This window comes from Antarctobacter sp., assembly GCF_965277915.1.
GTDB lineage: Bacteria > Pseudomonadota > Alphaproteobacteria > Rhodobacterales > Rhodobacteraceae > Antarctobacter.
This window is the reverse complement of record NZ_OZ255849.1, coordinates 2,145,256-2,165,479: the sequence shown is the minus strand read 5'-3', so window position 1 is coordinate 2,165,479 and position 20,224 is coordinate 2,145,256. Positions and strand designations below refer to the sequence as shown.

18 protein-coding genes and 1 tRNA gene are annotated in these 20,224 nt (G+C 62.9%); 9 read left to right on the top strand and 10 right to left on the bottom strand.

All coding sequences use genetic code 11. The annotated features are described in order from the left end of the window. Nucleotides 1-28: 28 nt before the first annotated feature. Both ACQY5B_RS11385 and fabI read right to left on the bottom strand, forming a co-directional pair. Nucleotides 29-631, bottom strand: a complete 603-nt coding sequence (locus ACQY5B_RS11385; RefSeq protein WP_420325197.1) for a LysE family translocator — start codon at nucleotides 629-631, stop codon at nucleotides 29-31. Nucleotides 632-756: 125 nt separating this feature from the next. After that, entirely contained in the window at nucleotides 757-1,563 is an 807-nt protein-coding gene (gene fabI, locus ACQY5B_RS11380; RefSeq protein ID WP_305971371.1) for an enoyl-ACP reductase FabI, read from the bottom strand. A 159-nt stretch (nucleotides 1,564-1,722) separates the two neighbouring features. Here fabI and pdxH point away from each other — a divergent pair, with 159 nt between their 5' ends. From pdxH to ACQY5B_RS11340, 8 genes are all read left to right on the top strand, one after another. Continuing rightward, nucleotides 1,723-2,328, top strand: a complete 606-nt coding sequence (pdxH, locus tag ACQY5B_RS11375; protein ID WP_420325198.1) for a pyridoxamine 5'-phosphate oxidase — start codon at nucleotides 1,723-1,725, stop codon at nucleotides 2,326-2,328. 161 nt (nucleotides 2,329-2,489) lie between these two features. Then, nucleotides 2,490-3,017 (top strand): cold-shock protein, encoded by a 528-nt coding sequence (locus tag ACQY5B_RS11370; protein ID WP_305971373.1) that lies wholly within the window; start codon nucleotides 2,490-2,492, stop codon nucleotides 3,015-3,017. Further along, the gene (locus ACQY5B_RS11365) at nucleotides 2,993-3,817 is read left to right on the top strand and encodes a DUF192 domain-containing protein (RefSeq protein ID WP_420325199.1); all 825 of its coding nucleotides are present in this window, start codon (nucleotides 2,993-2,995) and stop codon (nucleotides 3,815-3,817) included. The genes ACQY5B_RS11370 and ACQY5B_RS11365 overlap by 25 nt, the downstream gene beginning before the upstream one ends. Before the next feature lie 54 nt (nucleotides 3,818-3,871). Continuing rightward, nucleotides 3,872-3,948: transfer RNA gene (locus ACQY5B_RS11360), tRNA-Pro, on the top strand. A gap of 170 nt (nucleotides 3,949-4,118) precedes the next feature. Continuing rightward, nucleotides 4,119-6,071, top strand: a complete 1,953-nt coding sequence (locus tag ACQY5B_RS11355; RefSeq protein WP_420325200.1) for a DUF4214 domain-containing protein — start codon at nucleotides 4,119-4,121, stop codon at nucleotides 6,069-6,071. Between the two features lie 587 nt (nucleotides 6,072-6,658). Next, nucleotides 6,659-10,318 (top strand): vitamin B12-dependent ribonucleotide reductase, encoded by a 3,660-nt coding sequence (locus tag ACQY5B_RS11350; protein ID WP_420325201.1) that lies wholly within the window; start codon nucleotides 6,659-6,661, stop codon nucleotides 10,316-10,318. 11 nt (nucleotides 10,319-10,329) lie between these two features. Next, the gene (locus ACQY5B_RS11345) at nucleotides 10,330-10,620 is read left to right on the top strand and encodes a hypothetical protein (protein ID WP_420325202.1); all 291 of its coding nucleotides are present in this window, start codon (nucleotides 10,330-10,332) and stop codon (nucleotides 10,618-10,620) included. Nucleotides 10,621-11,095: 475 nt separating this feature from the next. Beyond that, the gene (locus ACQY5B_RS11340; RefSeq protein ID WP_305971377.1) at nucleotides 11,096-11,350 is read left to right on the top strand and encodes an EF-hand domain-containing protein; all 255 of its coding nucleotides are present in this window, start codon (nucleotides 11,096-11,098) and stop codon (nucleotides 11,348-11,350) included. A 98-nt stretch (nucleotides 11,351-11,448) separates the two neighbouring features. On the opposite strand, the gene ACQY5B_RS11335 is transcribed toward ACQY5B_RS11340, so the two are convergent. The 7 genes from ACQY5B_RS11335 to ACQY5B_RS11305 all read right to left on the bottom strand — a co-directional run bounded on the left by ACQY5B_RS11335 (nucleotide 11,449) and on the right by ACQY5B_RS11305 (nucleotide 19,229). After that, nucleotides 11,449-12,975 carry a peptidoglycan-binding protein gene (locus ACQY5B_RS11335; protein ID WP_420325203.1) on the bottom strand — a complete coding sequence of 509 codons (1,527 nt, stop codon included), beginning with the start codon at nucleotides 12,973-12,975 and terminating at the stop codon, nucleotides 11,449-11,451. A 223-nt stretch (nucleotides 12,976-13,198) separates the two neighbouring features. After that, on the bottom strand, nucleotides 13,199-13,819 hold the full coding sequence (locus ACQY5B_RS11330) for a YitT family protein (protein WP_305971379.1): 621 nt from the start codon (nucleotides 13,817-13,819) through the stop codon (nucleotides 13,199-13,201). Nucleotides 13,820-13,908: 89 nt separating this feature from the next. Next, nucleotides 13,909-15,123, bottom strand: coding sequence for an NADP-dependent isocitrate dehydrogenase (locus ACQY5B_RS11325; protein WP_420325204.1), 1,215 nt, complete (start codon nucleotides 15,121-15,123; stop codon nucleotides 13,909-13,911). 162 nt (nucleotides 15,124-15,285) lie between these two features. Beyond that, complete coding sequence (locus ACQY5B_RS11320) at nucleotides 15,286-16,500, bottom strand: multidrug effflux MFS transporter (protein WP_420325205.1); 1,215 nt, start codon at nucleotides 16,498-16,500, stop codon at nucleotides 15,286-15,288. A gap of 141 nt (nucleotides 16,501-16,641) precedes the next feature. Beyond that, nucleotides 16,642-17,010, bottom strand: coding sequence for a potassium channel family protein (locus ACQY5B_RS11315; RefSeq protein WP_305971382.1), 369 nt, complete (start codon nucleotides 17,008-17,010; stop codon nucleotides 16,642-16,644). Then, entirely contained in the window at nucleotides 17,007-17,651 is a 645-nt protein-coding gene (locus ACQY5B_RS11310; protein WP_420325206.1) for a DsbA family oxidoreductase, read from the bottom strand. Before ACQY5B_RS11310 ends, ACQY5B_RS11315 begins: the two co-directional genes overlap by 4 nt. Before the next feature lie 54 nt (nucleotides 17,652-17,705). Continuing rightward, nucleotides 17,706-19,229 carry a class I adenylate-forming enzyme family protein gene (locus ACQY5B_RS11305; protein ID WP_420325207.1) on the bottom strand — a complete coding sequence of 508 codons (1,524 nt, stop codon included), beginning with the start codon at nucleotides 19,227-19,229 and terminating at the stop codon, nucleotides 17,706-17,708. 81 nt (nucleotides 19,230-19,310) lie between these two features. Between ACQY5B_RS11305 and ACQY5B_RS11300 the strand changes: the two genes are divergently transcribed. After that, nucleotides 19,311-19,931, top strand: coding sequence for a helix-turn-helix domain-containing protein (locus tag ACQY5B_RS11300; protein WP_305971385.1), 621 nt, complete (start codon nucleotides 19,311-19,313; stop codon nucleotides 19,929-19,931). Between the two features lie 6 nt (nucleotides 19,932-19,937). On the opposite strand, the gene ACQY5B_RS11295 is transcribed toward ACQY5B_RS11300, so the two are convergent. Further along, nucleotides 19,938-20,171 carry a hypothetical protein gene (locus ACQY5B_RS11295; RefSeq protein WP_305971386.1) on the bottom strand — a complete coding sequence of 78 codons (234 nt, stop codon included), beginning with the start codon at nucleotides 20,169-20,171 and terminating at the stop codon, nucleotides 19,938-19,940. Between the last annotated feature and the right edge of the window lie 53 nt (nucleotides 20,172-20,224).

The following is a 20,224-nucleotide window of genomic DNA, read 5'->3' as shown; positions in this document are numbered from 1 at the left end:
CAGCGGCACAGCACGGGGCAAGCGCTCGTTACCGCGACAGCAACAGCCGCAGCCCCAAAGCCCCAAGCAGGGCCGCCGCCACCCGGTCGATCACCGGCTTGGCCCGCAGGTAACCGGTACGGGCGGGCGCGGTGGACAGGAGCGCGGCGAACAGCCCGTAGACCGTCACCTCGACCAGGAAATGATTGGCCACGATCAGTGCCTTGCCCCCAAGACCCATGTCGGCGGGAAAGATCACGACCAGGACGGAGGCGGCAAACAGCACCGATTTCGGGTTCAGCAGGTTCACCAGAAGCCCGCCCAGAAAGGCATTGGCGCCGGGCAGCGCACTGTCTGCCACCGGCTTGCGCGCATCGCGCCAAAGGCCCCAGGCAATCCACATGAGATACAGCGCGCCGGCCAGTTTCATGGCGCCGTAGGCAAAGGGAAAGAGCGCAAAGATCACCTCCAACCCCAGGAGCGCGGCACCGGTCCAGCAGGCGGCCATCAGGCCCAGGCCCGTGCCCGTCGCAACCCCGGTGCGGAACCCGCCCGCGATCGACTGGCGCAGCGCATAGAGCAGGGCAGGTCCCGGAGCCGCCATCGCGGCCAAAAGGGTCAGGTTGAAGGCCAGCAGATGTGTCCAGGTCATGGCGGCTCCTTCGCATCACGGGATCAGAACGTCAGAGCACTGCCGCGATGTCAAACGAAGAAGCCCCGGCACGGGGGCCGGGGCCGGGTTTCTGTCCCGTCCTGTCTGTCAGACGGGCAGGGCGCTCAGCCCTTGGTGATGTCCGGCGCGTCGACCGCTTTCATGCCGACGACGTGATAGCCCGCGTCGACGTGATGCGTCTCTCCGGTCACGCCCGCGCCCAGATCGGACAGCAGGTAGAGCGCGGAATTGCCGACGTCCTGGATCGTCACGTTGCGGCGCAAGGGCGAGTTGTATTCGTTCCACTTCATGATGTAGCGGAAATCGCCGATGCCGCTGGCGGCGAGCGTCTTGATCGGCCCGGCGCTGATGGCATTGACGCGAATGCCGTCCTTGCCCAGGTCCTCGGCCAGGTAGCGGACCGATGCTTCCAGCGCGGCCTTGGCAACACCCATGACGTTATAGTGCGGCATGATCCGTTCGGCGCCGTAGTAGGTCAGCGTGACCGCGCTGCCGCCCTTGGTCATCATCTTCTCGGCCCGCTGCATCACGGAGGTGAAGCTGTAGACCGAGATGTCCATCGTCATCGCGAAGTTGTCCTTGGACGTATCGACATACCGACCGCGCAGTTCGGACTTGTCCGAAAAGCCGATGGCGTGGACGATGAAATCCAGACTGTCCCAGCGTTCCTTAAGTCCGTCGAACAGCCCGTCGATCGAGTCCTCGTCGCTGACGTCGCAGGGCAGGACAAAATCCGATCCCAATTGCCCGGCCAGTGGATCGACGCGTTTCTTCAACGCCTCGCCCTGGTAGGAAAAGGCCAGTTCGGCGCCGGCGTCGGCACAGGCCTTCGCGATGCCCCAGGCAATTGACTTGTCATTGGCCAGGCCCATGATCAGACCGCGTTTTCCCGCCATCAACTGGTTTGACATGAGCGCCCTTTCCGCCAGATCGTCGATGGAGCGACCTTTAGGCGATCGGTCCGGGACCATCAAGCCTGCCGTGTACCCAAAACGGGGCTTGCATCCGGCACGACACAGGTCACATTTCCGGCGCGTCCGGCCCGGAACGGACAGAAGGAGAGCACGACGATGAGCGACCGCAGCGGGATTTTCGCAGGCGACGACCCCTTTCAGATCGCCCGCAACTGGCTGGAAGAGGCCGAGGACAAGGAGATCAACGATCCCAACGCCATCGCGCTGTCGACGGTAGACGCAGACGGTCTGCCCAATGCGCGGATGGTCCTTCTCAAGGATATCGAGGCGGATGCCTTCGTTTTCTATACCAACTACGAAAGCGCCAAGGCTTCCGAGATCGACCAGGCGGGCAAGGCGGCCTTCGTCATGCACTGGAAATCCCTGCGCCGGCAGGTGCGTGTGCGCGGTCTTGTCGAAAAGGAAGAGGGGCCGCAGGCCGACGATTACTATGCTTCGCGCTCCATCAAGAGCCGACTTGGCGCCTGGGCCAGCCGCCAGAGCCATCCGCTGGACAGCCGCGCCGCCCTCATGGCCGAGGTGGCTCGTGTCACCGCCCGGCATGGGGCCAACCCGCCGCGCCCGCCTTTCTGGGGCGGTTATCGAATCCGTCCGGTAGAAATCGAGTTCTGGGCAGACGGGGCGTTCCGCCTTCACGACAGGTTTCGCTGGGCGCGAAAGGATATGTCCTCCCCCTGGACTGTTGACCGTCTCAATCCGTGAACCATATTGGAATCAGGCAAATAGCTGGCCTGTTCACCGGGATTTTTAGGGCATCGCCCACCTATCTGACACAAAAAAGGACAATTCTCCGGGCTTGCGCTGCGAGAGGGCTTTGTTTCAAGAATTCTAATGGGGATAAGTTTGTACAATCGGGAACGACGTTGACACGAGAGGATACTGAAAACGAGGCGATCTCTGGACGGGTGAAATGGTTTGACCCGGTCAAAGGCTTCGGATTTGTGATTTCGGACACGGGGGGTCCGGACATTCTTCTGCACGCCAATGTCCTGCGAAATTTCGGACAGAGTTCGGTCGCGGACGGCGCCCGCATAGAAATCACGGTCCAGCGCACGGAACGGGGTGTTCAGGCGACACAGGTGCTGAAGGTGGAACCGCCCGAAGCCCCGGAAAGCGCGCCGCTTGCGGATTTCGAACAACTCGATCCCGAGATCATGGCCCAGGCGCCGCTGGAACCGGCACGCGTCAAGTGGTTCGACAAGGCCAAGGGTTTCGGGTTTGCAAATGTCTTCGGAAAACCGGAAGATGTGTTCATTCATATCGAGGTCTTGCGCCGCTCGGGCCTCGCGGATCTGCAACCGGGCGAGGCCCTGGCAATTCGCGTGGTCGAGGGCAAGCGCGGACGCATGGCGATGGAAGTGAACGCATGGGAAAGCGCCTTGTCGCGTTGAGTATGGTCGCCACGCTGGTTGCGTGGCCCGCCTGGAGCCAGGACGAAGGCTCTGTCATTCTGGAACAGGAAACCGCGCCGCCGCCACCGTCGGCCCAAGCGGCTCCGGACACGGAACCGGACGCCGCGCCGGTCGGGGACGGCCCGGCGCCGGCAGATCCCGTCGCCGAGGCGCCCGTGCCGGATCCCGTTCCGGGTGCTCCGGACGAAGGCGAACCCGTCGCGCGGGTGACCCCCGATCCCTCGGCCCCCGCAGAAGAGGCCCGCGAGCCCGAACCGGCACAGGAACCCTCCGATGAAAAGCCGCCACTGATCGACCCGATCCTGCCCATCGGCGACGAACCGCTGGCCGATGCCGCGCCGGAGCCGACCAAGGTAAAGGACCCGGACAACCGCGTCGGCGCGTGCCGTGAGGACACGCTTTATGTGCGCGGCGGTCACGCCTTGGCCCGTTTCAACGTGGATGTGGCCGATACGCCCGACAGCCGGGCGCAGGGGCTGATGAACGTCAAGTCCATGCCGGCAAGCAAGGGCATGCTGTTCATCTACCCGGCGCCGCAGCCGGTGGCCTTCTGGATGAAGAACACCTTCATCCCGCTCGACATCATCTTTGCGGATAGCCGGGGGGTGGTCGTCCATGTGCATGAGAACGCCAAGCCGCATGACGAGACGTCGATCCCCGGAGGGGAACAGATCCAGTTTGTCCTGGAGATCAACGGCGGCTACGCCCGGATGCTAGGGATCCAGGAAGGGGCGCAAATGCGTCACCCGGCGATCCGCCGCGCCGCCTGGCCCTGCTGATCTGCAAAAGGGGCTTTTCAAGCCCGTTCCGTGCGGCTAGACCGCACGGACCGTCGGGGCGTAGCGCAGCCTGGTAGCGCGTCTGTTTTGGGTACAGAAGGTCGTGAGTTCGAATCTCGCCGCCCCGACCACTTCCTGTAATCGCTGGTTCTAAATGAACTATTTCCGCGCGGCGCTATCGATCCCGACGCGATCAAGGTCTCTGGCGCTTCGGCTGAGCTGAAATTCCTCGGCTCAATGAAACTTTCTGATTCCTGAATCGTGACTTCGATCACGCGAAAAGCGACAGGAGGAAGTTTTCATGGCCCACTTGGCTTCAAATTACGATTCATTCGAAACGTTTCTGGATCAGGCGGATGCCTTCTGGACCGTAGATCTGGGCGCGCTGAACAGTTCGGGTGTGGAGGGCACCGCAGTGCTGGCGATGGTCACCGACGACGATGGCTCGGCCTATCTGAATGTCGCGATCTCGGCCACCGGGCTGACACCGTCGCAGACCCATGCACAACACATTCACGGTCTTTTCGACGAGACGGGCGCGCCGATCGATTCCGTGGCACCAACCATCGCGGACGACCTGGACCGTGATGGCATGGTCGAGGTACTCGAAGGGGTAGGCAAGTATGGCGACGTGATCCTGCCGCTGTCGATGGACGGCATGATGCCGATGGCGGACGCCTCGGGCCGAATCTCCTTCGTCCAGAGCTATGACCTCGGCGACAACAGCAACTTCTTCAGCCCGGTCACGATGACCGATTACCTTGCTTCCGACCTGATGCCGCTGGAACTGCGTGAGATCGTGCTGCACGGAGTCGAGATTCCAGATGGTATCGGCATGGGCACGGGCGGTGAGGTCGCCGGCGGCACGAACGGCTATATCGGCATCCTACCGGCCGCAGCCGGGGACATCGAGGTCGCCACCCGGGCAGAGGCCCTTGCCGTCTTGGCAGAGCACCGCGACACCGCAAGTGACACGGTTGTCCTGACCCCCAACCCCGACATGTTTGACGCCGGGCCCGGGGATGACATGGTCGACGGTCTGGCGGGCAACGACACGATCACCGGCGGCGCGGACAATGACTCGCTGATGGGCGGCCTTGGCGCCGACATCCTCGAGGGCAATGCCGGCGACGACATGCTGGATTCGGGCCAGATGGACGTCAATGGTCCCAACACCGCCGATGCGGGCGCCTCGGGGGGGCTGACGCTGGCCGACTATGACGGCGGCATCGCGGGTGGTGCCGGAAACGACATGATCATGGGCGGCGCGGGCGACGAGATCCTGACCGGTGACGACGACAGCCGCACCGCAGAGGCGACCGGATCGACCTTTGACGCGATGGCCGACGGAATGGACACGATCCACGGTGGCGCGGGCAACGACGAGATCCACACCGGGTCCTGGTCGGACAGCGACCAGGGTTTGCCCAATGCCCAGACCGGGATCATGGCCGACGTGGCCTATGGTGACGGCGGCGATGACATCCTGCGCGGGGCAGGGGGCGACGACATGCTGTTCGGCAACATGGGCGCGGACAACATCGGCGGTGGTGGCGGCGATGACATGATCTTCGGCGATGGCATGTTTTCCGGCGATATCGAAGGGATTACAGGCCAGATCTATCGCCTGTATGTCACCGCGTTTGACCGCAACCCGGATGGTCCCGGCTTTGAATCCTGGGCGACCGGAATCGGATCGGGCTCTTTCGGCCTGAGCGCGGCGGCAAACGGTTTCGCCAATTCGCCCGAGTTCAACGCCGTCTTTGGCGGCGGCACAAACGAGGACTTCGTTCGGGCGATGTACCAGAACACCCTTGATCGCGGCGCGGATCCCGGTGGTCTGGCGCATTGGGTCGGCCAGCTGGAGGCAGGTGCATCCCGGGCCGATGTCCTTCTGGGCTTTTCGGAAAGCCCAGAAATGCAGATGCGCAGCGCTTCGGACCTGGAAGACTGGGTCGATGCCCAGGGCACCAATGACGTGATTGCGGGCAACGGGGGTACCAACATCCTGTCGGGCGGCTACCTGTCGGACACCTTCGTCTTTGGCACCGACACGGGCAGCAGCCACATTGTGACCGACCTGGAATCCTGGGACATGCTGGACTTCACCGCCTTTGGGTACGTGGATGCGGATGCGGCCATCGGACAGATGATGCAGCAGGGTGACGATGTGGTTTTCATGGACCAGGATGTGACCGTCACGCTGCAAGATACGCAACTGGCGCAGGTCTCGGGCGAGATGATCTTGGTCTGAGCACAGCGTTCTGCCACGACCACAAGCGTCCGGGCCAGCGGCCCGGGCGCCTTTCTTTGCCGCCTGCCAAAGAATCGGTCACCACACTAGATGTGGTGGGGCTGGGGCGCTGTTCCGCGAATTGGCGTGTTGTGCGTGTTCGAACTGCAACATCGGTGGTCATCCGAGAAGTTAACAAAGATTAACCATTTAAGCCGTCATCCGCGAAGTTATCCACAAGCATTTGTGCATAAACTGCCGTCTCTCTTTGTATTTCCACGGTTTGCGGGAATTCGGAAATTATTAACAGATCCGGGATGAATCGGAGACCCCCTACCGCCCCTAGTAGAGTGCCGTTTGGTCAACACAAAATATATGTAGATATCTTAAAAAAACGCGTTGACGACTCCGGTCCGTCAGGGCCATTTTGTGTAGGCCGATCGCGACAGCCACTAGATGTAGTGGGCGGCGGCAAGGGACAGACAAGCACAACATGGATCTGAACGGGGCGTGGACCTCGGCCCGCGTGGCAACCGCGGGAGGGTGCCTTTGTCCTTTGCCTTGCCGACCGGCACGAAAAAACGGGACACACTTTAAGGGCATCCGGGATGAAAATCGAACGCAAATTCACCAAGGCCGGTCAGGACGCTTACGCCGAAATCGACTTTGTCACCACCAAGTCGGAAATCCGTAACCCTGACGGCACCACTGTCTTTGCGCTCGATCAGCTGGAAGTGCCCGCGGGCTGGAGCCAGGTGGCCAGCGACGTGATCGCACAGAAATATTTCCGCAAGGCCGGGGTTCCGACCGAGCTGAAGCGCGTCAAGGAAGAAGGCGTGCCGGAATTCCTGTGGCGCTCTGTCCCGGCGTCGAAGGACACGCCGCGCACCGGAGAAACCAGCGCGCGCCAGGTCTTTGATCGCTTGGCAGGCGCCTGGGCCTACTGGGGCTGGAAAGGCGGCTATTTCACGACCGAGGAAGACGCCCAGGCCTATTTCGACGAGATGCGCTACATGCTGGCCACCCAGATGGCCGCGCCGAACAGCCCGCAGTGGTTCAACACCGGCCTGCACTGGGCCTATGGCATCGATGGTCCCAGCCAGGGGCATTTCTATGTCGATTACAAAACCGGCAAGCTGGTGAAATCCAAGTCGGCTTATGAGCATCCGCAGCCGCATGCCTGCTTTATCCAGTCGGTTCAGGACGACCTGGTGAACGAAGGTGGTATCATGGATCTGTGGGTGCGCGAGGCGCGCCTGTTCAAATACGGTTCTGGCACCGGCACGAACTTCTCCTCCCTGCGTGCCGAGGGCGAGGCGCTGTCAGGCGGAGGCAAGTCCTCCGGCCTGATGGGGTTCCTCAAGATCGGCGACCGCGCCGCGGGTTCGATCAAGTCCGGCGGAACGACCCGTCGAGCAGCGAAGATGGTGATTTGCGACGCCGATCACCCGGACATCGAAGAATTCATCAACTGGAAGGTGAAGGAAGAGCAGAAGGTGGCGTCCATCGTCGCCGGCTCGAAGATGCACGAGAAGATGTTGAACGGCATCTTCGAGGCCATCCGTGTCTGGGACGGCGATGAAGCCGACGCATATGATCCCAAGAGCAACGAGACCCTGAAGGCGGCCATCCGTGCGGCCAAGGGCGCCATGATCCCCGAGACCTACATCAAGCGCGTGCTCGACTACGCACGGCAGGGCTATGCCTCGATCGAGTTCCCGACCTACGACACGGATTGGGACTCCGAAGCCTACGCCTCGGTCTCGGGCCAGAATTCCAACAACTCGATCCGCGTCACGGATGCCTTCCTCAAGGCGGTCAAGGACGACGCCGACTGGGAACTGATCCGTCGCACCGACGGCAAGGTCGCCAAGACTGTCAAGGCGCGCGACCTCTGGGAGCAGGTGGGCCACGCGGCCTGGGCCTGTGCCGATCCGGGCATCCAGTTCCACGACACCGTCAACGCCTGGCACACCTGCCCGGAAGACGGCGCGATCCGCGGTTCGAACCCCTGTTCCGAGTACATGTTCCTCGACGATACGGCCTGCAACCTGGCCTCGATGAACCTGCTGACCTTCCTCAAGGACGGCCGTTTCGAAGCCGAGGGCTATATCCACGCCACCCGCCTGTGGACCCTGACGCTGGAAATTTCGGTTCTGATGGCACAGTTCCCGTCGAAGGAAATCGCGCAGCTGTCGTATGATTTCCGGACGCTGGGTCTGGGCTATGCCAACATCGGCGGCCTGCTGATGAACATGGGGTACGGCTACGACTCGGACGAGGGCCGTGCGCTCTGCGGTGCGCTCACCGCGATCATGACCGGAACGTCCTATGCGACCTCGGCAGAGATCGCCGGTGAGCTGGGCGCCTTCCCGGGCTACGAGCGCAACCGCGAGCACATGCTGCGTGTCATCAAGAACCACCGCAACGCTGCCTACGGCGCGTCGGAAGGCTATGACAAGCTGGCGGTCAAGCCGGTGCCGCTGGATCTTGTGAACTGCCCGGACGAGGCCCTGGTGCACCTGGCCATGTCGTCCTGGGACGAGGCCTATAGCCTTGGCGAGAAGCACGGATACCGCAACGCTCAGGTTTCGGTCATCGCGCCGACCGGCACCATCGGCCTGGTGATGGACTGCGACACCACCGGCATCGAGCCCGATTTCGCCCTGGTGAAGTTCAAGAAGCTGGCCGGCGGCGGTTACTTCAAGATCATCAACCGGTCTGTCCCCGGCGCCCTGGAGAACCTCGGCTACACCTCCAGCCAGATCGAAGAGATCATCTCTTATGCGGTGGGCCACCAGACGCTGGGCAACGCGCCGGGCATCAACCACACCGCCCTGATCGGCCACGGCTTCGGCCCGGCGCAGATCGAAAAGGTGGAAAGCGCGCTGGCCTCGGCCTTTGACATCCGCTTTGTCTTCAACCAGTGGACACTGGGCGAGGAGTTCTGCTGCGACGTCTTGGGCATTCCGGCGGAGAAACTGGTCGATCCCAGCTTTGACCTGCTGCGGCACCTGGGCTTTTCCAAGGCCGACATCGAGGCGGCGAACGACCATGTCTGCGGCACCATGACCTTGGAAGGGGCGCCGCACCTGAAAGAGGAACACCTCAAGGTCTTCGACTGCGCCAACCCCTGCGGCAAGAAGGGCAAGCGCTTCCTCTCGGTCGACAGCCACATCACCATGATGGCGGCGGCGCAAAGCTTCATCTCGGGCGCGATCTCGAAGACGATCAACATGCCCAACGATGCGACCATCGAGGATTGCCAGAAGGCCTATGAACTCAGCTGGTCGCTGGGGGTCAAGGCGAACGCGCTTTACCGTGACGGTTCGAAACTGTCGCAGCCTCTGGCGGCCGCGCTGGTCGAGGATGACGACGAGGCGGCGGAAGTGCTGGAAAGCGGCTCGCAGCACGAAAAGGCACAGGTCCTGGCCGAGAAGATCGTCGAAAAGGTCGTGATCAAGGAAGTGGCCCGTGCCGGCCGCACCAAGATGCCCGAACGTCGCAAAGGTTATACGCAAAAGGCGATCGTCGGTGGGCACAAGGTCTACCTGCGGACCGGCGAATACGAGGACGGCAACCTTGGCGAGATCTTCATCGACATGCACAAGGAAGGCGCCGGCTTCCGTGCAATGATGAACAACTTCGCCATCGCCGTGTCGGTCGGCCTGCAATATGGCGTGCCGCTGGAGGAATTCGTCGACGCCTTCACCTTCACCAAGTTCGAACCGGCGGGCATGGTACAGGGCAACGACTCGATCAAGAACGCCACGTCGATCCTTGATTACATCTTCCGCGAACTGGCCGTGTCCTACCTGGACCGTACTGACCTGGCCCATGTCAAACCCGAGGGCGCCAGCTTTGACGACCTTGGCCGGGGCGAGGAAGAGGGCGTGTCGAACGTCCAGGAACTGTCGGAAACCGCCGCCAGCCGCAGCCTGGAAGTGCTGAAGCAGATCAGCTCGACCGGCTACCTTCGCAAGCGTCTGCCGCAGGAACTGGTGGTGCTGCAGGGTGGCCAGGCGACTGTCGCGCTGGAAGCTGGGACAGACCCCGATCAAGTGCTGCGGACCCTGGTGCCCGCCACCGCGGCGGGACCGAAGTCCGGCGGCTCTGCCTCTTCGGCGATGGCCATGACGGCGGTCACCAAGGCCAAGATGCAGGGCTACGAGGGCGAAGCCTGCGGCGAGTGCGGCAACTACACGCTGGTGCGCAACGGCACCTGCATGAAGTGCAACACCTGCGGCGCGACCTCGGGCTGCAGCTGAGGAGCGAGAGAATGGCGTCCTTCCGGATGGACTGCGTGCTTGAATGGGATGGCATACTCAGCGATCCCATGACCCTCACGGTCAACGTGATCCCGGATGGTCCGGATCACCGCGGCGCCGGGTCCTTTGCAATGCCCACGCGCTTCATCGGGACGGCAATGCGCAGCGAGGCGCCCCTGAGGGCCGTCGCGCATGACGGCAGCGGGTTCGACCTGACGGTCCACCGCTTCGACATGACCACGGGCATTGCCTATTTCCGGACGCTTGGCGCCCTGCCGGTCGAGGACCGGCGGAGCGCCTGAAGAGACACCCCTGGGGGGGTGATGCGGGGACACGTTGCCAGTGACCCCGCGTGGTTAGGGTGGTCCGGGAGTCCCGTCCCGCCATCCGTTCCAGGGGCCGGTGCGCTGGCCCCAGACGCTGACAAGGCCGCAGGCAGAAAAGACACGGGCGGTGAATCAGATGAGCCTTGTACGCGAAACTCGGGGCGTCCTTTCCCCAAAGGGACGCCCCCTTTCTTTTCCCTGACATCGGCGCGGGCAGGTTCCCGCCAACGACCCCCGGAGAGCGTCTTCGGCGGTGTCATGCCGGAATGCGCGTGCCCTGTATGCGGGGTCCCGCGTGCGGCTTGGCGCCGGCCAAGGTCCGCTTGCGCGAAGCAGCATTTCCGGCAGTTTGCCGCGTGTTTTCAAGCGGCTGGCCGCAAGACCTCGAAGCGGGGAAAAACTCGTCCCATGTTTGGCTCACTTCCAACCAACCACTCATGGAGGAAAGACTATGAAAACGCAGATCCTGACCGGCGCCGCACTGGCCCTGTTCACCCTTCCCGCCTTTGCGCAGGACATGGAGGGCGACGTGGCGCTCGACACCGACGGTGACGGCATGGTGTCGCTGGAAGAGGTGCAGGTCATGTACCCGGACGTCTCGCAGGACGACTATGCCCAGGCGGATGCCGATGGCGACGGCCTGCTGAGCGCCGAAGAGCTGGACACGGCCCGCGCCGACGGGTTGATCCCGGCAAACGACGCCTGATCGGCTTGGACCATGCCCCTGTCCCCGGGGCATGACATCGGCGCGCGGCGGCCTCTGGTCGCCGCGCGTTTTTCTTTGCAGATCAGCGGGTCAGGAGGTCAGCGGAATTCGATCCGGCAGTTCACCAGTTCGCCAAAGATCGTCCGCTGGCAGACCCGGACGCGCTGTCCCTCTGGTTCCGGCGCGGGCGCATCGGCCGAGGCCGGCGGGTTGAAGACCGGGGCAGGGGCGTTGCGCAGCCGTTCCTGTTCTTCTTCCTCGCGCCGTTGTTCCTCGGCAAAGACGCCGTAGAGCGAGGCGCTCTGCCGGTTCAGCATGTCCAGTTGCGTACGATCCAGGAACCCGGTCGGCTCCAGCCCGTTGCTGCGCTGCCATTCGCGCATCGCGTCACGGGTTCCGGGGCCAAAGATCCCGTCGGCGCCGCGGGTGTCAAACCCCAAGAGCGTGAGGCGGTTCTGTATTTCCTGCCGGTCGTCGAACAGCAGGCCAAGCGCGGCTTCTGTGCCCAGCGTGGTGGCCGGCAGGTCGCGAACGGGTGACACGATGATCGAAGAACTGGCATCCGGCGCGGTCATCTTGCGCGCCTCGGCCAGGGTCTGGTTCTCTGGAATCAGCTTCCAGAAATCGCGAAAAGGCACGCCGGTCCAGTCTTGCGGCAGAAGGGCCTTGTGCACCTGAAAGAGCGTCGGATTGCCGCCCGAGGTCCAGTCCGGACTGGTGCGCAGACGCAGCGCGGCGGCAGTCTGTCCTTCGGCGGGCGGGGAAGTGTTCAGTTCCACCTGGCAACCAAGCCAGGACGGAACGCCGTCGATGATCGCCTCGACGATGTATGTGGCCTTGCGATGCGCCGTCGCACCCTGTTCGCGCAGAACACGGTGATCGTAGACGGACCGCCCCGGGCTGGTGTGATCCGGGTCGAAATCCCGGTTGGACTGGATGCAGGAGCGCGTCACCATCGTGTCGCTCAGGCTGCTGGGGGCCTCGAATCCTTCGAGTTGCAGACCAAGGGCGCGGGCCTCGTCCACGCGGTCGACTGCCAATTGTTCGTTGCTGGTCAGGGCAAGGATCTGGGCGGCAAGATCGGTGGGAATGTCGAGCGTGTCGAGCCGCGCGGTGAATGCGCTCGCTGCCTGCATTGCGGCGCCATAGACCTCGGCCACCTGATCGGGGGTATAGGTCTGCTGTGCGATGGGCAGGTGCAGGCCCCCAAATGCCACATTTGCGTTCAGATGCATCCGTTTGTTCGGCACCGGCCCGGCGTCGCGCGTCAGGCGGCTGCCACCCAGCAGGACAAGCGCACAGGCGTTCAGGCATTCCGCACCGTCATCGACAGCGGTGGGGATACCGCGTTCTTGCAGGAAATCCGCGATCCTGAGGCTCTCACCAAAGGAACCGCCGGGGCTGTCCAGGCAGAGCGGTCGGTCCCCATTGGCAAAAGCGCGCATGTCAAGTGACTGGATTCGCCCAAGATCGCCGGGTTGGATCGTGCCTGTCAGCGTCGCCGCACAGTCGAAATGCGCGCCGGGCGCGGTTGTGATCTCGCCCGCCTGGCCGGTCTGCGGCGCAAGCGAGGCGGAGGCAAGAAGCGCGGGCAGGAGGAAACGGGAAAGAAGAGCAGATTTCATGAGGGACTCCGGGGCCTGTCGCGTGGCAGCAACCCAAGTCATAGCCCCTTGGGGCGGATTCTTCCAAGCCAACGATGGGTTTGGCAGGTGACGGTGCAGCAGCGGTGCAACCCTTTTTCCACCGGGGCTGAAGGCCGGGGGCGTTTCAGGGTGCAGGCGATGGGTGAGGAGGTGCAGGTAACCTGTTGAAAAAGCGCGTCTTCACACGCTCCTTGAGCCATGATCAGGAACGGGCCACGTAGCGGTCGCGGCGGTGGTTGATCGTCACCATCAGGTTCAGGATCACCGCGCCCGTCAGCGACACTGCCACGGTCATCCAGTCGAAGATCGCCAGCGCCAGGGCAAAGACACAGAGGTCAAATCCCAACTGTACGTTTCCTGCGGGAATGCCGCGCGTATCCTGCAACCACAGTGCCACGATTCCCACGCCGCCCAGCGTTGCACCGTGCCGGAACAGCACGATCAGGCCCAACCCGGCCAGCAGGCCAAAGAGCACGGCGCTGACCAACGGATGAACTGGCTCCAGCCGCAGGACCGTGGGCAGATACTCGGTCTGCAGCGACAAGAGACCGACGGCGGCAAAGGTGCGCAGGGTAAAGCGCCACCCCATCTGCCGGACGGCAAGAATGTAGAAAGGCAGGTTCAGAACGAAGAAAACCGCCCCAAAGGACCATCCCGCCGCATAGCTGACGATCAGCGAAAGGCCCGCGATCTGTCCGGTGATCAGCGCGCTGGATGTCAGGAACATGATCGCCAGCGCCATCATGCAGGTGCCAACGATCAAGCCCAGGGCATCTTCCCAGAGGCTGTGACGGTCGGCAGGGGGCTGAGACAGAATGGTCATGCAGGTCCGATGCCCGTCGGCATCGCCTTTGGCAAGTCAAACGGGCGCAGATATTTCTGCGCCCGCACCACTTGCCCGTGAAACGGGCATCAACCGGCCAGAGCCTTGTTGAGGTTCTCGTCGATCTTTTCGAGAAAGCCCATCGTGGTCAGCCAGCCCTGGTCTGGGCCGACAAGCAGCGCCAGGTCCTTGGTCATGTGGCCGGCTTCGACGGTCTCGACGATGACGCGTTCCAGCGTTTCGGCAAAGGCCCGCAGGGCGACGTTCTGATCCAGCTTGGCGCGGTGCTTCAGACCGCCGGTCCAAGCATAGATCGAGGCGATAGAATTGGTCGAGGTCGACTGTCCGGCCTGGTGCTGACGGTAGTGACGAGTGACGGTGCCATGTGCCGCCTCGGCCTCGACGATCTTGCCGTCGGGTGTCATCAACTGGCTGGTCATCATGCCAAGGCTGCCGAACCCCTGGGCCACGGTATCGGATTGGACATCCCCATCGTAGTTCTTGCAGGCCCAAACAAATTTCCCGTTCCATTTCAGGGCACAGGCGACCATGTCGTCGATCAGGCGATGTTCGTACCAGATACCGGCCTCTTTGAACTTCTCCTCGAACTCGGCCTCGTAGACCTCTTGGAAGAGATCCTTGAAACGGCCGTCATAGGCCTTGAGGATGGTGTTCTTGGTCGACAGGTAGACTGGCCAGCCAAGGTTCAGACCATAGTTCAGCGAGGCGCGCGCAAAGTCGCGGATCGAGGCGTCCTGATTGTACATGCCCATGTAGACGCCCGCATCCGGCGCGTCATAGACCTCGCGCTCGATCACCTCGCCGTCGGCGCCTTCCCATTTCATCGTCAGCTTGCCGGCGCCGGGGAAATGGAAATCCGTGGCCTTGTACTGATCGCCGAATGCATGGCGTCCGACGACGATCGGAGAGGTCCAGCCGGGCACGAGGCGCGGCACGTTGCGGCAAATGATCGGCTGGCGGAACACCACACCGCCCAGGATGTTTCGGATCGTCCCGTTGGGCGATTTCCACATCTTTTTCAGGCCGAATTCCTCGACGCGCTGTTCGTCCGGGGTGATCGTGGCGCATTTGACAGCCACGCCGACCTCTTTGGTCTTTTCGGCGGCGTCGATGGTGATCTGGTCCTCGGTCCGATCGCGTTCTTCGATCCCCAGATCGTAGTACAGCAGGTCGAGGTCCAGGTAGGGCAGGATCAGCTTTTGCTTGATGAAGTCCCACATGATGCGGGTCATCTCATCCCCGTCCATCTCGACGATCGGGTTGTCGACCTTGATCTTCGTCATCCTACGATTCCCATGTTGGCTGGCGGCAGTTCCCTGCCTCTCTAGCCGATCACTGCCCGGGGGACCAATGGCGGTAGGGGGCGGAAACGGGAATTCGTCTTGTGAGCCTGTGACGAAACAGGATCGCCGCCCAATCGGGCGGCGATGTCTGGATGCGGCGGCTTACTCGGCCGGTTGTTGCATCTCTTCGCGGCTGGCCATTCGGGCCATGATCCAGAGCGCACCGACCAGAAAAACCAGGATCCCGGCGACCACGGGCAGCGGTGTCCCGTCAAAGGCAAGACCGACCGGCACCGCAAGGATGACCGCCCCGACCGTGCCAAGCGCCCCCATGACCGAGGCGGCCAGCCCCGCGATATGGCCCATCGGCTCCATCCCCAGGGCATTGAGATTGCCCATCGTCAGGCCGATCATGAAGAAGATCGAGGTCTGCCAGATCACGAAACAGGCAAACAGCGCGGTTCCCTCGATGCCGGCAAGCAGGACCAAGGTCATCGATGCGCTCAGAATGACCTCGACCGTCAGGACGATCGTCACCATCCTGCGCATGCCGATCTTCATCACGAGAGCCGCGTTCAACAGGCTGGCCGAGGCTGAAAGGATGGCGATCCCGCCGAACCACAGGGGAAAACTGCCCGCGCGGTCAAAGAAGGTGTCATAGATCGGCTGGATGTTCGAGATCATCACCACCAGCGCGCCAAAGCACAGCATCTGGGCGATCATGGATTGCCGGACGACCTGATGTGACACCATTTCGCGCAGCGCCTCGTTCAGTGCGCCAAAGCGGAAAGGGCGCCGGTCTTCGACGGCCAGGGTCTCTGGCAGGCGCAGCGCCAACCAGCCGCTGGACAGCGTCGCGAAGATCGCAAAGGCCCAGAACACCGATTGCCAACCGCCAAACCAGATCAGTCCGGCCCCCAGCGTCGGGGCAAGCGCCGGAACGATGGTGAAGATCACCATGACAAAGGACATGATCCGCGCCATTGCCCGCCCGGAATAAAGGTCACGCACGATGGCCAGCGCCACGACACGGGGCCCGGCGGCGCCAAGCCCCTGCATGAAGCGTGCGAACAGCAGCATTTCCAGGCTCTGCGCCAGCAGCGCGCCGAGGGCGGACAGGATATACAGGGCGGCGGTGCCCAGCACCACGGCCTTGCGTCCAAACGCATCCGACAACGGACCGGTAAAGAAGGTGCCCATTCCCATGCCCAGCATGAAGATCGTGACGATAAGCGGCACCCGATTCGGATCGTTAGGCGAGAATTGCGCCGTCAGCTCGGGGAATGCGGGCAGCATGGCGTCGATGGAAAAGGCAATGCTGGCAAAAAGCATCGCAACAATGGCGATGAACTCGCCTCTACTGGGAAGACTTGACATGGAAACCTCGGGACTCGGGAAAAAGGGCCAATCCGCCCTTCCTCGAAATCCCAGCTATATCCGAACATTCCGCGATTGAAAGGCCAAGTTCGGTGATCTGACGCACAGACCGAAGGCCGTTCGTGCACTCGGAGCGGGAAACTATTGCTCTCTTGACGCCTTTTCGATGCTTTCGGGCGAGTCATCCCTGTTGGCGGCATCCGTGTCGCTGCCCAGGCGCGCGATGAGCCATTCGGTATGTTCCTCACGCTTGCGCATGGCAAAGACCCCGAATTGCTGGATCGCCACGGCGAAGATGCCCAACCCCAGCAGGATGAAGACCGTCGTGCCGATCTTGCCCGCAGGTGTCTGCGGCACCAGTTCACCGTAACCCACGGTCGACAGGGTCACGACAGAAAAGAAATAGGAGTCCAGCCAGGACCACCCCTCGACCAGGCGGAAAAAGACCGTGCCGGCGGCGATGATCGCCGCCAGCGTCAGCGCAAGCGTCAGAAAGCGCAGCCGCGTCATGCTTCCGGATCGACGCCGGTGCGCAATTCTTCGATGACCCGGTTCCACAGCTCCGGCGGCTGGGCACCCGGGACCGCGTGCTGCCCCGCGACGATGAAGGTCGGGACCGAGTTGATGCCCATGCCGCGCGCCGCCGCATCGCGTTCCACGATCTCGCGCCGGTCTTCGTCCGAGGCCAGCAGACGCAGCACCAGGCTGGCATCCATGCCGAGGCTGTCGGCCACATCGGCCAGCACCTCTGCCTCGCCGATGTCACGCCCCTCGACGAAATACGCTCGGAACAGCGCCGAGACGATGGGTGTCTGCCGCCCCTCGATCCCTGCCCAGTGGATCAAACGGTGGGCGTCGACGGTGTTCGGTGTCTTTTCGATCCGGTCCAGGTGCATGGTCAAACCGGCATTGGCCGCGTGCTCCTCGACCGGCAGATAGGCCTGCACCGCGCCCTCCCGACCACCGAACTTGCCTTCGAGATAGGCGCGCCGGTCCATGCCGGCGGCGGGCATCTCCGGGTTCAGCATGAAGGGCAGCCAGCGGACCTGGAACGGATGGTCCGGGTTCGCCTCCAGTGCGCGGTCAAGGTAGGCCTTGCCGATGTAGCACCAGGGGCAGATCGGGTCGGAGAAGATGTCGAGCTGGATCATGATAGCCTCCCTGAGCTACTGATTACACGGCTTGTCCGGCCAGGGCGATTGCCCTTAACCGTCCAGCACGTGATCCTTGAGCGCCTTGCGTTGCAGTTTCCCGTTCGGATTGCGTGGCAGCGTGTCTATGCGGATGAAGGCGCGCGGGCACTTGTAGCGGGCCAACCGTTCAGCGGCTGCGGCTTTCAGGGCCCCTTCGTCCAATTCCGCATCGGCTGTATAGAAAGCGGCAACGATGCGCACGTCCTCCTTGACCGCGATATCCGTCACCGCCAGTTCGGTGACCCCTGGAAGATCCGCAAGCGCCGCCTCCACCTCCAGCGGCGAGACGCGGTAGCCGCCCGCATTCATCATGTCGTCGTCACGGCCAAGATAGGTGATGTTTCCCTCGGAATCCATCGCGCCCCGGTCGCCGGTCAGATACCAGTCGCCGCGAAATTTCTCGGCCGTTGCCTCGGGCGCGCCGACATAGCGCAGCATCAGGCCGGGGTCATGACGGTCGATGGCGATCGTGCCTTCGGTCCCCAGGGGGACTGGCGCGGCGTCCTCGCCCAGGATCGCGACGCGGCGGCCCGGTTGTGGCCGGCCCAGCGTGCCGGGCAGGGCAGGCCGACCGGGGGCCGATGAGATGAAAGTGGAGCACTCCGACATGCCGTAGGCCTCGTAGATTTCCGTTCCCGTGGCCTCGCGCCAGCGGTCCCTCAACGCCTCGGACAGTTTTTCGCCTGCGGCCAGCGTATGGCGCAAGGCGGGCATCTCGGGCACCGGGAATTTCAGCACCTGTCGAAAGACACCCGGCGCGGCGGCAAAGATCGTCGCCTCGAACCGTTTCATCAAGAGCGCCAGTTGCGCCGGATCGGTGCCTGCCGCCGGGATCAGCGCCGTGGCGCCCAGTGTCCAAGGATCCATCAACCCGGTGCCAAGTGTATAGGTCCAGTTGAAGGCGCCGGCATGCAGCAGGCGGTCTTCGGCGCGCAGGCCATACCAACCCTCCATCATCATCTGCCGCGCCCAGATGGCGCGGTGGGCATGACCCACCGCACGGGGCGTGCCGGACGTACCCGAAGTGTAAATGATATAGGCCAGCCGGTCCGGATTCCCCATCTGGTAGTCCGCCGGCGGCAGATCGTGCCAGGACTCGTAGTCGCCAGGTCCGAAGACCGGAAGATCGGTCTCCGGGCAGGGGATGTTTTCGGCACGAAGAATGGCCTTTGGCGCAAGATGCTCGATGATCCGGGTCACTTCCGGCGCGGTCAGCTGTGACGATGTCGGCACCGGCACCACGCCGGCCGCGATCGCGCCAAGGTAGGCGATCGGGAAGTCCACCGTGTTCCCCAACCGCATCAACAGGATGTCCCCCGGTTCCAGCCCCGCCCGCAAGAGGCCGGTCGCCGTCCCACGCACTGCCGCAATCAGTTTTCCATAGGACCAACGCTGAGCGCCCGAGGGTTTGACCACCGACAGGGCGATCTTGTCGGGGGTGGCGGCCCCTGCCGTCAACACATGCTTAGCCAGGTTGAACGGAGCGGGGCAGGGGTCAAAGCGCCCCTCGTCGAAAAGCGAGGCATCCAGGGTCATGCCCATCGCCTAGACCGCGGCGCGGGGACCTGCAAGAGGGGCGCTTGCACAAGGAGGGGGCGCGGCCTATAGCAAGAGCCCATGTCGCGTGATCCAAAGACCCTCATCAGCATCGCCCGTGACAGCGGCGAGACACCCCAGGCCGAACCGCTCGATCTGGGTCAGCGCGTGCGCGATCTGCGCAAGGAACGCAACTGGACGCTGGAACAGGCAGCGCGACAGGCCGGCCTCGCACGATCCACCTTGTCCAAGATCGAGAACGGGCAGATGTCGCCCACCTATGACGCGCTCAAGAAACTGGCGGTCGGGCTTGAGATCACTGTGCCTCAGCTATTCACGCCGCCACAGCAGGACAAGGTCAATGGCCGCATGGTCGTGACCCGCTCGGGCGAGGGCCAGCGCCACGCGACAGCCACCTACGAACACGACCTGCTGGCCGAGACCCTGACCCGGAAAAAGATGCTGCCTTACCGTGCCCGTGTGCGTGCGCGGCGGATGGAGGAGTTCGACGGTTGGGTGCGTCACGACGGCGAGGAATTTCTCTTTGTCCTCACCGGGGTCATCACGCTCTACACCGAGTTCTATGAACCCATCGAGATGAAGCGCGGCGACAGCGCCTACTACGACGCCACGATGGGGCACAACGTCGTTTCGGTCTCACCAGAGGATGCGACGATCCTCTGGGTGACGTCGCTGGCCTGATCTGCCTCAACGGCTTTCGAGTTCGCTCGCCCGCCGTGCCAGCGCTTCGCGGTCCATGAATTCCTCCAGGGCATCATGTGCCTCGTGCAGGGTCAGTTCGTGCATGTCCGCGATATGATGGGTCAGCTCCCGGCGATCCCGGGGCGCCCTGGACAGGCTGTTCCGGTCGATCGCGGGAAAACGGCGTTTGAGTTTGCCGAACATGCTATCCCAGTTGGCTGAAAGCTCGTGCCAGTCCATCTTGGTCACTCCTTCGTGTCCGCCAAATATCAAATGTATCTTTTTCGTGACGT